This is a genomic window from Spirosoma aureum (assembly GCF_011604685.1).
Classification (GTDB): Bacteria; Bacteroidota; Bacteroidia; order Cytophagales; family Spirosomataceae; genus Spirosoma; species Spirosoma aureum.
Genome location: NZ_CP050063.1, coordinates 6,301,521 through 6,315,396 on the forward strand (window position 1 = coordinate 6,301,521; position 13,876 = coordinate 6,315,396).

The window sequence follows — 13,876 nt, forward strand, 5'->3', positions numbered from 1 at the left end:
TTTCGTCTTAAGTGAACGATACAATGGCGACACTCCCCGATTGATCAATCGTTTCACCCTGTCGAACGGTCGATTTCATACCATCGCCCTTTATTGTTTATCAACCAGGCATATAATGTTAACTATTAACCAGACTTATTCGATTTCATAGAGAGCAAAAACAGGCCACTGATCAACCTGGCGAAAATAACCCCGTTGCAGGGTGGATGCTTCGGCGAATGCGTCAAGAAATACAAATCGATTCCCTTTGCTGTCGATCAAACCATATACGGCAAGATATTCGGGTGCACCCAACGGAAACGTGTCCAACGTAAATACCCTGGAACGCTGATAAAATTGCTGGATCGGCTCCGTATATGAACCGCAGTAAATTAGTTTAAGGGAGACGACCTGACTGCCAGGAAGCCGTTGCTGGCAATACGCGAGTCGCTCGTCAAGAATCGCTTTACCTAACAGGGAATCCATATCAACAGGAGCCATTCGTCCTCTTTTATCCACCTTTCGACCCAGCTGCGTTTCAATGCGCTCAGACAGCAAGAATGAGCAAACCAGCCAAAAGCTAATCCCGCCCATGCTCACCGAGATGATAAAGCTATGCGTTACAGTTTGGGCTATACCAGTTAAATAGGTGGATAGAATAGCAGCCAGTGTGATGGCCAATCCCCTGGCTATCTGAACGGCAAAGACCTTCCCCAGCGAGGGGCCTTGTTGACCTTCCATGGAAAGGTTATTCGTAGAGCTATCACTCAGCAGCAATTCGCTCATAGTCAGTATATAGTTGGTTTACATAAAACTTCTTTGGCGTTCATGACAAGATCTAATCAGTCGATGATTATTCCTCCAGTTCAGGACTAGGGTTCGCTTTTCAATTGGTTGAAATTACTTAATGAGCATCAGGATTGGGCATTATTAGGAGATCAGCTTATATAACGGTATCTAATTCCACTAATGCCTTCCCTGAATTGATTAAGCGTATTCATCGATGTCAGGTAATTTTCGGCGAAACTACCCATACCATAAGGGCATTTCGCTCAGAGTTTGTATGATCGACAATCGCCACCTACCAGGAATCAATGTCCGAACCTGTTGAAAATGAAGAGGTCTGACTACGTTCAGACAAACAGATTGTATGAGCTTTTGCAGGGGAGCAAGCTTGTGTGATTTCCATCGATCAATAAGGCCTATTTTGTGTCGATTCATGAATACCGTAGTGTTTCTATAGGGATAAATAGGTTGATAAATTTTATACAATAATCGGGCCGCACTAATCAGAAGTTAAAAATAAAAACGCCGTATCGCACTAGACACGGCGTTAGTTGACTACTATCCAAATAAAGTTGTTAATACAGTAAAGGAAAGCAATAATAATGCCTTTAGTTAGTAGGTTCAGGCTAAACTTCACCGCCCTTTCACCTTTTTTTATAGTACTATATGATTGGCTATTGTTTGGTCAGCTCGCAATGGAATTGCTAACCTATTTAAACAATAAGTGAGCTAACCGACCAGGATTCTCTATGCGGCTCAGTAAATTAAACCCGGTAAAAGTTAGCAGGCTTTTAAATTCGTCTATGTATTGCCTGAATGGCCAAACTATTCTGACTACGTTTTATATCAACTGGCTTTGCAATGCGCAGGCAATTGATGTTGTCCCGTAGCTCACTGCCCTGCTTTTCTGTCAAAGGTCGCTCAAACGTACCCAGTTTGTAGTGTTGGATCGAATGTTGGGCCAGGAGACTCATTTGCTCCTCGGTTACTTCCACCTGAGTTGTGGCTACCAACTCCGACGATCGTCGGAGCACATGCTGATGTTGAGTCTGTACCCTAAGCGGTTGAAATGGCCACTCGATTTGTTGCCCATTTGTCAATAAAACAACCGCCTTCAGTTGCTCCGACGCCAGACTTCCGGGCGCAGTAAGGATTAAAAAGTAGCGTTCTGGCCCACCCGTAATTACTTTACAGGCACTCACTGATTGATTCATTGGGGAACAGATCGTAATGTAGGATGAATTGGCATCCATTCTTTTGCGTAAAGCTTTACACTGACTGTAACTTATCTCAGAAACCAGGCAAACAAGTACTAGCACATACAGGTATTGTTTCATGAGTTTATCTATTTTAGTTAATAATGGTTCTCTTTTGCCTGTGAGTACAAAAATGGGGTTCGTAATAGGGTAAATTTTAAGACTTAACTAATGTTTCTGTACTCAGATACGACCTTTCATTGATGTGATCACCGAAGACTACGGCGTGCTTCTATAGAAATATATAGATGAAAAGGTTTTATACAATAATCGGGCCGTAATGGTGTGGAATATACTCAAAATAAAGCCCTCAATCAAATACCCAGCAACATCATTTTCGCCAGCATTGATCGCCCCTTCACACTTTTGTTTTCCGAATAGGGATACTTATCCTTCTAATGACGAAAACCAGGCATGCCAGCAATCGGTGTAGCTATCCCCTTGCCTCTTGGTTTCTAACTCATTACATCTGCTCGACATGAATCAGATATAGGTCCCATTGCAATAGATTTTTGAAAAGAGAATGTGGCTTCCAGTTATTGCTGGCTAAAAACAGGCCATACTCATAGGTAGTATGGCCTGTTGGAATCACGTCTAAATCGTTATTTAATTGCAGCCGTAAACTTCAGAACTACCCTATTCGACCAGATTCGTCTTAAAAAGTAAGGATATGGCCCGATCCAGAAGAAATTTGCATTTACCAATCGCGAAGAAGTTTGAATCTGGCAGCAGCTTTAGAGCCCAGTTGCCTGCGATACCATTTATAAGGCAAGATTTAAGTTTGCTATGTTTGTAATATCTAAGACAATATTTGTGGTTATCGACTAAAATTATATAAATTATTTTGGGCATCAATGCCAAAGAGCAGCAGTTTGTTCAATAGCCAGTCTCGAGCTAATGTCTTCTAACCATAAGCATAGGCAGTTTGGCCATAGCGGTCAAATCAAACTGCTGAGATGCTTTCAATAGAATATGTTCCTGAATTTCATTTGCCTGTTCACGATCATGATCGAACAGCATATTCGAATCAGTACAGTTAGGACATAGGAGTACCGTTTTGTAACTAGTTTCATATTTGTCCAGCCCGTTTTTACACTGGGGGCAGTAGGCTTTAAGATGGCTGATCGTCCATACTTGCGTAGTTGAGTCCCATTTCCATTTCCACTTCCAAATCCAATAGAAAAAAGTATCCTGCGTATACGTAATGGGTGACCCAAATTGTAGTGGGAAGCGGATACTTTTTACCTGATGTACGGAAACAGGAATTTTCAACAGGAGATTTTGCAGCCACAATCGAAAACCATGACTAATTTTATAAGAAGCCATAAAAAGCAAGTTACAAGCTACGAATTACTGGGTAAATATACTCATTATCCTTAATTTTTTCGATTAATTTATATTAGTAACATAACATATTTACTGGACGGCTTGCTTTTTCGTACTTCATTCAGCTGTTTGTTAATGTAACACCTTTTATGATCATTTATAATGTATCTTCCTGGAAAAGTTGACGGCTGGTCAGTCGGTGAGATACTCAATAAAAATGGTCATTTCATTTGAGTCCTCAAATGAAATGACCATTTTCTGCCTTTATGTACTACGCTAATCAAGAATGTTAAATGCTTGTAACAGAGCAACTTCACAAACCCGTCTGTTAGGGACTCGCTAGTCATTTACAACGACAGCGGCCAACCGTCTGCGTTTCAGTGAATTTTGTCTTTTGCTTCAGCGATAATTTGTTGTTTTAAAGTACTGAAAAATCGCCCGAACTCTCTGCTTTAGAGCGGTCCGGTTTTTTGGGAGAAGTCAATCCTATTCTTTTCCCAAAAAGAAAAGCCCAAACCAGTAGAAAGGGGCTTGTCTTTGGGGAAAACAAACAGCAATTAGTCAGCCTTGATCACTTTGAGGGTTTTACGCTGGGTTCCACTGCTTACCTGTAAGAATAATTGTCCACGACTAGTGCCTAAGGGAACACTCACCCGCTCCAAAACAGAGGCTTCAGTGATAACTTGTTGATGAAGGCCTCGTCCCTGCAGGTCCACCAGATTAAGTTGCACCCGCTGACCAGCTACTCCTCCAATCTCCACTTCTGCCGAATTACCCGCCACTGGATTACCCAGTAACTTTACCGCTAAACCACTACCTGTCTCCTGAGTGCCGACCCGAGTAGACCCCAGATTACAGGCTGCCAGCCAGTTATAGTTGTAACTCGCCACCACATTGCTCTGTTTGGCAATTAATGTGATGGCCGGATTGTCCCCATAGAGCTGGATCGTGTAAGGGCCGGGATTGGTCGTCGGAGAAAACTCGTTGACTATCGAGAAGGAGACTGGCGTATTGTCCAGACCCGCATACTGAGGCATGAAGCTGATCTCATACCGCTTGCTGAGGCTAGGGTCCACCACCTGACAATTAACCATGGTGGCTCCTATAATGGTGAAGGTCGAGGGCACCGTCGGCATCGGGCTCACCGTCAGATTAAAACTGGTTTGGAGCATCAGCCCACCAGGATCCAGAGCTGTGATGCTGACCAGGCTCACTCCGGTGGTCGAGGGCGTACCGCTCAGTAATGTTCCATTAATGGATAACCCATCGGGCAATCCCGTTCCCAGGTAGGTCAAGGGCTGACTATCAGGATCGCTGAAATAGGTGGCCAAATTGAGCGCGTAGGCTTGCCCCTGGAGAATCGTTTGGCTGGGAATACCGCTAGTAGTGGGGGGACGGTTTGGTGACGTGCCGGTGCCACAGGCAGCCAGCCACTCGAAGCGGTAGCGGGTTTCGGGATTGCCACTCTGGTTAGCCACCAGGGTGATGGTGGAGTTATCCCCGTAGAGCATCAGGCTGTAGGGGCCAGGGTTCGTGGTAGGGGAAAACTCATTGACCACCGAGAAGGAGATGGGGTTCGCATTCTGGCCGGTGTATTGTGGCGTAAAGCTGACCTGATAGCGTTTGCTGAGCGTTTCATCGACGACCTGACAATTCACCATCGTAGCTCCGGTGATGGCAAAGTCAAGGGGTAGGATTTGCAGGGTGAGGGATGGGCTAGTGCAGCCACCAACCGTACAGGAAGCGGAGAGAGTGTAATTACCCGGGGCTGAGAAGGTATATATATTTCCATTGGCCGAGCCAGTGCCGCCCACTGGATTCCAGTTAATAGTACCTGTGCATCCCGAAGCGGTAACGGAAATCGGTTGGTTGGTACTTAGAGCACTGGCTTGTATGGTGAGGCCACCCAAAGTAACGGATACACTCCCGGTGCAGGTGCCACCCTTGGCAATGAGCACCTGGTAACTACCCTCCCCCAGAAAGACAAAGGTTGGAGTTCCCGCGATCAGTGTACCGTTCTCCTGGACTACGGGACTGCCCCCTACTGTCTTCACCAGTGTATATTGGTAGGGAGCCGTAATGCCTTCGACATTAATATTAAAAGAGCCGTCCTTCCCCCCACAGGTGGGCTGCTTAATGTTCGTTGCCGTCAGAGTGAGCGGAACAGCTGTGAGCTCTACAGATACATTCCCGGTGCAGGTGCCACCCTTGGCAATGAGCACCTGGTAACTACCCTCCCCCAGAAAGACAAAGGTTGGAGTTCCCGCGATCAGTGTACCGTTCTCCTGGACTACGGGACTGCCCCCTACTGTCTTCACCAGTGTATATTGGTAGGGAGCCGTAATGCCTTCGACATTAATATTAAAAGAGCCGTCCTTCCCCCCACAGGTGGGCTGCTTAATGTTCGTTGCCGTCAGAGTGAGCGGAACAGCTGTGAGCTCTACAGATACATTCCCGGTGCAGGTGCCACCCTTGGCAATGAGCACCTGGTAACTACCCTCCCCCAGAAAGACAAAGGTTGGAGTTCCCGCGATCAGTGTACCGTTCTCCTGGACTACGGGACTGCCCCCTACTGTCTTCACCAGTGTATATTGGTAGGGAGCCGTAATGCCTTCGACATTAATATTAAAAGAGCCGTCTTTCCCCCCACAGGTGGGCTGCTTAATGTTCGTTGCCGTCAGAGTGAGCGGAACAGCTGTGAGCTCTACAGATACATTCCCGGTGCAGGTGCCACCCTTGGCAATGAGCACCTGGTAACTACCCTCCCCCAGAAAGACAAAGGTTGGAGTTCCCGCGATCAGTGTACCGTTCTCCTGGACTACGGGACTGCCCCCTACTGTCTTCACCAGTGTATATTGGTAGGGAGCCGTAATGCCTTCGACATTAATATTAAAAGAGCCGTCTTTCCCCCCACAGGTGGGCTGCTTAATGTTCGTTGCCGTCAGAGTGAGGCTACACGGTTGAGCTTGCGAATCTAGTAAACCAAAGGACGTAAGTACGATCGCAATGATAACAGCTATAAAATTTCTGTTTCGGACAAGCGATGTCCGCTCTACGTTTTGCGATCTGGATAAGTTGTTACAACCTGTAGAATTTCTCATACTGCTTGAGTTGATTATAAAGAGTATTTTATCGCCAAAAAACGCTACTACACTTTGATGCTGAGACAAATGTATGTTTCAATATATATATCTTTTAGCGTAATACTACTTATTTTATTCCATAACTAGCTCAAATTCAATGAGGACATTAACTTCGACTTGCCTGGTTAAATACACCACTGACCGGCATCAGGTCCTTAGTTACCTTTGTGCTCTTAACCATCGCAGCGACATGGAGATCATGCATGAGGTATTGATTCATTCTGGAACTTATAGAGCCCATAACCCTGATCAATCTAAATGCTAAACTGCATCGACTTGAGGAGGTATTACACTGAAATAGCTTCACATCTTTGGTGGCCATATAGAGGGCAATAACACCCGTATGCTCCCAGCCTTAGAGCTCATACGGTTTATCGGTCAGTTTTAATAAGGTGAGTAGCGCCAGTGCTGATTGTAAAAATATTTTTCGTAGACAGGCTTCTCGCCAGGTATGCCCTCAATCGTAAATACATAATGGCTGGCAGAAAACTCCCGGAGCCTGTGCTGCTGAATTAGCTTCTCCAGTGGGGTGGATTCAGATCTTGTACCGTTCGGTTGTTTTTGGCATTGTCAGCATCGATACGAATAGTACGGACTAATACGTCCCCTACCTTCAGTAGACGGGATGAGGGGATCCGTATGGTGCAGCTCGCGCAGTTCATCGACTACTTCATCAAGCCACGAATCGAAGGATTGAGGTACGCTTGGCTTATGGTACTCAGACATAAAAAACGGTTCAGATAAGGCATGACAAGCTACAAAAATCTGAACTAATTAATTGAACCGTTTTTCTAAACCGGTAAAAATTTAAAATTGGCAAGTTTGAACGTAGCGTCCGGTGGTTCGGAAATACGAGCGTTTTTCCGAACCGGTCTATTTTTCGTATCGTCCGGAAAAATATTGCCCTACACACAAAGCGCAACTAGTCATCGAATAAAAGGAGCCTTTTCTGAGATTCAGCAGTGCAACCAAGTAAGAAAATGTATATGACTCCCGACAAGCGGATCAAGGGCTGGTAAGAAAAACGGTCGTGCGGGTAAGATCCGGCTACTGCCTGGGGTTGGAAAGAGTGATCAATTACGCTGAAGGTGCCGGCCTTACCTAACACATAAATTGTTACTTCAGCTTACGGGACTATAATTGACTACCTTGGCTGTCTCCTTCCTCTTACAACCAACTCCATGCCACGACTTTTACTGGTTTTCCTGCTCTTATTAGCGTACAGCCCCGCTTTTGCTCAACGAAAAACAGGGCAAGCCCGGCTGGATTCGCTATTAGCCGAACTGCCCCGGGCCAAACCCGACACCAATCGGGTTAAGCTGCTGAATCTGATAAGTGTTAACTATTCCCGCATTAACCCCAATGAAGGTATCAACTATGCCAACCAGTCCTTGGTACTGGCCCGGCAATTAACCTGGAAAAAAGGCATGGCTTTTGCCTATACTATTTTAGGAGGTTGTTACTCAAGCAAGTCTGATTATCCCAAAGCCCTTGCGGCTCATTTAAGTGGTTTGAAAATAGCCGAAGAACTAAAGGATAAAGACCTGATTGCTGGCATAACAGGCAACGTGGGAAACATTTATAGTACCCTAGGCAATTATCCGCAGGCCTTAGCCTATTATAAAAAAGCACTGAAAGGGCATGAGGAATTAGGAAATAAAGAAGGAGTGGTACTATGGCTGAGTAACATAGGTGGCTTATACAGCGAACAAGGTGAGTATGCCAAAGCGCTAGACTACCGGCTAAAATCGTTGAAACTAAATGAAGCCATGGGGTTTCGGGGTGTAGATAAGGAATTAAACCTCGATAACGTGGGGCAGAGTTATCTCAATCTGGCCGATTATCCCCAAGCCCTAACCTATCTGCAAAACGGGCTGAAGCTGAGTAATGCCAATAGAAACAAAAAAATATTAGTAAGAAGTTATAACAATCTCAGTCAACTGTATTTAAAAATTGCCATTGACAGCAACGCCACTTTCTTAACCACACTGTTGAGGAGTGATAAAGCCAAGACGTTAAATAAAGCCAACGCTTATATCGACAGTGCCGTAGTGCTGGCCAAAGAACTGGGCAATTTACCCTACCTGTATGGAGCCTATCAAACCCGAAGCCAGATTCAGGACGCGCTGGGTGAGCCACAGGCCGCTTTGGCCAGTTATCAAGACTTTATCAAAACTAAAGCCCTGGTCATTAACCAGCAAAACAGCAACCAAATAGCCGTCGCCACCCTTCAGTACGAGTTCGACAAAAAAGAAACGGCTTTCAAATTCGAACAACAGCTCTCAGCCGTCCAACTTCAACAGCAACAACAACAACGAATCTATCTGCTAGGAGGTATGGGATTGTTAGCCGTGTTGCTGGGCTTACTGGTCTTTGGCTATACCCAAAAGCAAAAGGCCAATACGGTCATTAATCAGAAGAGCAATCAATTAGAACAATCACTCTCCGAACTCAAGGCTACCCAAACCCAACTGATCCAAAAAGAGAAAATGGCGAGTCTGGGTGAGCTAACAGCGGGCATCGCCCACGAGATTCAGAATCCCCTCAACTTCGTCAATAACTTCTCGGATGTGAGTACGGAATTAGTCGATGAGCTAAAAGATGGGCCTTTTCAGAAACTTCCCGATTCGGAAAAAGAGTATGCAGCGGAAATTCTGGGGGATTTAACCCAAAACTTACAAAAGATTACCCTACATGGTGGGCGGGCCTCGGCCATCGTACGGGGTATGCTGGAGCACTCCAGGAGTTCAACGGGGGACCGGGAGCCTACCGACCTGAATGCCTTAGTTGATGAATACCTACGGCTGACTTATCAGGGACAACGAACTAAAGACAAGACGTTCAATTGTGAGCTGGTCACTGACTTCGATGGGCATCTGGGTAAGGTTGAGCTGGTCGCTGCGGAGATGGGGCGGGTGCTGTTAAACCTGTATAACAACGCCTTTTATGCCGTAGGCGAGAAACAGAAACTCGCCCCGGCAGGCTATCAACCAACCGTCACGGTCAGCACCCATCAGTTTGATGGGCAACTACAGATTCGGGTGAGCGACAACGGGACGGGCATGCCCGAGTCGGTGAAGGCCAAGATATTCCAGCCTTTTTTTACCACCAAGCCCACTGGGGAAGGAACAGGATTGGGTTTGAGCTTGAGTTATGATATTGTCACCAAAGGTCACAGGGGGAGCCTGACAGTGGAAAGCCAGGAAGGAGAAGGTACCTCGTTTGTGATTCAATTACCGGCTTTGAGTTAAGCCAGTGGAGTATCTCAAAAAAACGCCCATTTCTTGAAGCAGATACATGGAAATTCTATAGTCTCACGAAGGAGCATTTTGTGAGATAAGTACCCATCGGCTATAAACCCTTATTGACCGTAATGAAGTGGCTGGTGATTTGAAATCCACTGACGGGCAGTTCCGGGTCGGCGTACCGACTGATGCCAACCTGGAACTTCAGACGTGTTTAGTCCATTTTTGGATATTTGCTGTCCATAAGTGGACAAGATGACCCCTAAAATTGAGGCAGATCGTATCCATAAAGCCTAGGTTGACCCGTACATTAGCCTGACAAATGATTTGTAGAAGATCAAGTAGACTACCCTAAACGATTTTCTAAGAAAGACTAGTCAGCCAGAAAATCAACAACATTGCTCCTCGCAATTCGTAAACACGTGAGACCCGATTTCTTTCATAGAAACCTTTACGATCTGGCCGCCCTGGGAACTTTGTTCTCAGGGCTGACGCTCGCGCTACTGGTCGGATTCGCTAACAGGCCTGGCCAGCGGGCTAACCTGTTTTTAAGTTTAGCGCTTGGCGTCATCGTTGTAAAAACCAGTGGACTTTCAGCCGCTTTTTTACCGACCCTGGGGCCGCTGTTGTTTTTTTATACCAAGCACCTGACTCGTCCGGATTGTCGGTTTCAACGCAAAGATTGGCTGCATTTTTGTCCGCTGCTGGTCGGATGTTGGATGCCGGTCTGGCTCGTTTTCATGTCGGTCACCCTCTATTTGTACTTCGCTCACCGACTCATACAAGCGTTCTATGGGCGACTGCGACCCGTGCTGATGGACAGGCCGCGTTTTGCGTTTCGCGGACTGGAAAAAGCCCTGGTCCTGCTGGGCTGGTCCTGCTTGTTAACGTTAGTGAGTGAGTCGTTCTTTTTGGCCATGGCTGTTGTCCTGATGGGCATGGCCGTCGAGGTGATCCTCAAATCGGAGAGCCCTGTCAAACTAGGCATGCCAATCGCTGATCGATCGGATGCCCGGCAAAAAGGCCGAAAGCTAAAGGAAGCGGTGGCAGCAAACCATCTGTATGAGGATGCTGAACTGACATTGACAACGCTGGCGCTGAAACTGGCGATGCATCCCCATGAGTTGTCGCGGATCATCAACGTAGGGCTAGACAAGAACTTCAGCGATTTTATTAATGAATGTCGGGTTCGTGAAATTGTGCGAAAAATGCGGGATCCAGCCTACGATCGGCTCACGCTGTTGGGCATTGCCTATGAGTCGGGCTTTAATTCTAAAACGACGTTCAACCGGGTTTTCAAGGAGATGACCGGCAAAACCCCCTTCGAATACAAAAACAGCTTAAAAAAAGAGGTACCAATTCATGAATTGGTACCTCCCTCGCCGATACAGCCGCTAGTATTGCGTTCGGGAAGCTCGCCAACCAGGGCTACTGATAGCTCAATACGCACGATCATGATCCGCAATTATCTCAAAATCGCCTTTCGCAATCTGAAGCGACAAAAAGTCTCAACCAGCATCAATGTGATTGGTCTGGCAATCGGCCTGGCTACGGGCATACTGATCATGCTGTATGTGCAGGACGAATTAGCCTACGACCGCTATAATGAGAAAGCGGATCAAATCGTCCGGGTCGGACTTAACCTCCAGTTAAACGGCAAGGACATTGGCGGATCCAGTTTAGGCCAGAATGCCGCCCGGGATCTGAAACAGGAATTTCCCGAAGTTCTAAAAGCAACGCGCATCCGCGGGTGGAGTGAGTTTGTCAGTTACGGAACAACCTCATTCCGACAGGATAATCTGATGCTTGCCGACTCCTCTTTTTTCGACGTATTCACCATCCCGTTCCTGAAAGGGAATCCGAAGCGGGCGCTGACCGAGCCCAACACAGTGGTATTGACCGAAGAAACGGCCCACAAATACTTCGGCAATCAAGATCCAGTCGGAAAAATCTTGTCGTTTGGTCCTGACAAGAGACCCTACCGAATTACGGGCGTAGTCCAAAATGTGCCGTCGAACTCCCATTTTCAGTTCGATATGCTGGCTACCTTAGTCGGCCGGGATGAAAAAACAGATGGGTCGGGATGGCTTTATAGTATAGATTATCAAACCTATCTGCTACTGCCCGAGCACTACAATTACAACCAGTTGGCGGCCAAACTGTCCAGACTCGCGGAAAAACAGATGGGGAGTGATATCCAGAAATTTCTGAAACTGACGCCGAAACAGTTTCGCGAGCGGGGGGATAATTTCGGGGCGTTTCTGCAACCGCTCACCGACATTCATTTGTATTCCAGGGACGCGTCAAGCGCTGGGGGGGCTATTCTGTACGTCTACGTACTGACGGCTATTGCGGCCTTTATGTTGCTGATCGCCTGTGTAAACTTCATGAACTTGTCGACGGCCACAGCGGTTCGTCGTTCGCGGGAGGTTGGCGTGCGGAAAGTGCTGGGTTCGGTGACGGGCCAATTGCAGCAACAGTTCCTACTTGAATCGGTCCTGCTAGCGATGATAGCGCTGCTGGTTGGGTTACTGTTGGTCGGTCTAGCGCTGCCCTTCTTTAATCAACTAACGGGCAAATCGCTTTCATTTCAGGTATTGACCCAACCCCTCATGGTCGCTGGTTTAGTAGCGAGTACAGGGCTGGTAGGACTGTTAGCCGGTAGTTACCCGGCTTTTTACCTGGCTTCCTTTACCCCGGTTTTGGTCTTGAAAGGCACGAGTTTAACCAGACGTGGAAGCTTTACCCTGAGAAGCGGTTTGGTGGTCTTTCAATTTTTCATTACCATTTCGATGATCATTGCCACCCTAACGGCCGATCGGCAACTGCGGTACATGCAGGCGCAAAAACTGGGTTATAACCACGAACACGTGCTGGTGATTCACGATACGAATATGTTGGGCACTAACGAAGGCGTGTTTCGTGACCAGCTCGTTCAATCCCCTCAGGTTGTTATGGGAAGCATCTCTGGGCAGGTCCCCGTTGGCCGGACAAACCTGGATAACACCCCCGTCCGGGCCAAGAAAAATCCGGACCAAGGTGTCATGAGTCGATTCTATTACGTTGACCCCGAGTACATTCCTACGTTGGAAATGCGTATCGTAGAGGGACGTAATTTTTCAAAAAATAGCCCGAGCGATGCTTCCGGTGTTATTCTGAATGAAACGGCGGTCAAGGCCTTAGGCTGGCAGAAGCATCCCATTGGCCAAGAAATAATCGGCCACACGGATGATAACGGGGTTCATACCATTTACCGGGTAGTTGGGGTTGTCAGCGACTTTCATTTCGAATCTCTGCGGCAGAAGATTGGGCCTGTGGTCATGTTTTTGGGTCGGAATTCAGGGAATATTCTTCTCAAGACCCGTGCAAATAATCTGCCGCAGTTTTTGGCCTCCCTCAAGCAGCAATGGACGTCTTTTTCACCCGTTGCTCCGTTTAGTTATTCGTTTTTAGATGATCGGTTTGCGCAGGTGTATGTAGCCGAGCAAAAAATAGAACAGGTGTTAACGCTGTTCTCCAGTCTGACCATTTTCATTGCCTGTTTAGGCTTATTCGGATTAGCGACTTATACCGCTGAACAGCGTACCAAAGAGATTGGTGTACGGAAAGTATTGGGCGCATCGGTGGGCAGTGTAGTGGCCTTACTTTCCAAAGACTTTCTCAAACTCATTCTGATCGCTTTGGTATTAGCTTCTCCCATTGCCTGGTGGGGGATGACTCATTGGCTGAACGAATTTGCCTATAAGGTTACGCTGGACTGGTGGATTTTTGCGCTGGCGGGCTTGCTGGCGGTTGGGATTGCCTTACTGACGGTAAGCTTCCAAAGTATAAAAGCCGCGTTAATGAATCCAGTGAAAAGCTTACGGAGTGACTAGAGGAGAAATTGGAGTCGTTTAACCCCTCTAGGCATTAACTCTGCGTGAATGCCTAGAGGGGCTTACGAGTTTATGTCTATTCCAAAAAATGCCCTATTCCTGAGTCAGAGAAATACCAGTGTCTCACGTAGGAGGGTTATTTGAGATTAGCAACCTCTAAACTATGCCTATAGGCTTACTAATTGATTAGCCGGATGAAATGCCGTTAGTTCAGTAAGCACCTACATAAAATTAATTAAATCGTATAGGTTCGACAACAAGCCAAC

Annotated in this window: 6 protein-coding genes; 2 read left to right on the forward strand and 4 right to left on the reverse strand. The window is 46.8% G+C overall.

Annotation, left to right across the window (positions count from 1 at the left end; all coding sequences use genetic code 11):
• Positions 1-135: 135 nt before the first annotated feature.
• From G8759_RS24985 to G8759_RS25000, 4 genes are all read right to left on the reverse strand, one after another.
• Positions 136-765 carry a hypothetical protein gene (locus tag G8759_RS24985; RefSeq protein ID WP_167214278.1) on the reverse strand — a complete coding sequence of 210 codons (630 nt, stop codon included), beginning with the start codon at positions 763-765 and terminating at the stop codon, positions 136-138.
• Positions 766-1,556: 791 nt separating this feature from the next.
• A complete protein-coding gene (locus G8759_RS24990; RefSeq protein WP_167214282.1) occupies positions 1,557-1,979 on the reverse strand; it encodes a hypothetical protein in 423 nt (140 codons plus the stop codon).
• 936 nt (positions 1,980-2,915) lie between these two features.
• Complete coding sequence (locus tag G8759_RS24995; protein ID WP_167214285.1) at positions 2,916-3,347, reverse strand: hypothetical protein; 432 nt, start codon at positions 3,345-3,347, stop codon at positions 2,916-2,918.
• A 557-nt stretch (positions 3,348-3,904) separates the two neighbouring features.
• Positions 3,905-6,448, reverse strand: coding sequence for a hypothetical protein (locus G8759_RS25000; protein WP_167214288.1), 2,544 nt, complete (start codon positions 6,446-6,448; stop codon positions 3,905-3,907).
• A gap of 1,223 nt (positions 6,449-7,671) precedes the next feature.
• On the opposite strand from G8759_RS25000, the gene G8759_RS25005 reads away from it, so the two are divergent.
• Both G8759_RS25005 and G8759_RS25010 read left to right on the forward strand, forming a co-directional pair.
• Positions 7,672-9,741, forward strand: coding sequence for a tetratricopeptide repeat-containing sensor histidine kinase (locus G8759_RS25005; protein ID WP_167214291.1), 2,070 nt, complete (start codon positions 7,672-7,674; stop codon positions 9,739-9,741).
• 416 nt (positions 9,742-10,157) lie between these two features.
• Positions 10,158-13,610, forward strand: coding sequence for an ABC transporter permease (locus G8759_RS25010; RefSeq protein ID WP_167214294.1), 3,453 nt, complete (start codon positions 10,158-10,160; stop codon positions 13,608-13,610).
• The last annotated feature ends 266 nt before the right edge of the window (positions 13,611-13,876 follow it).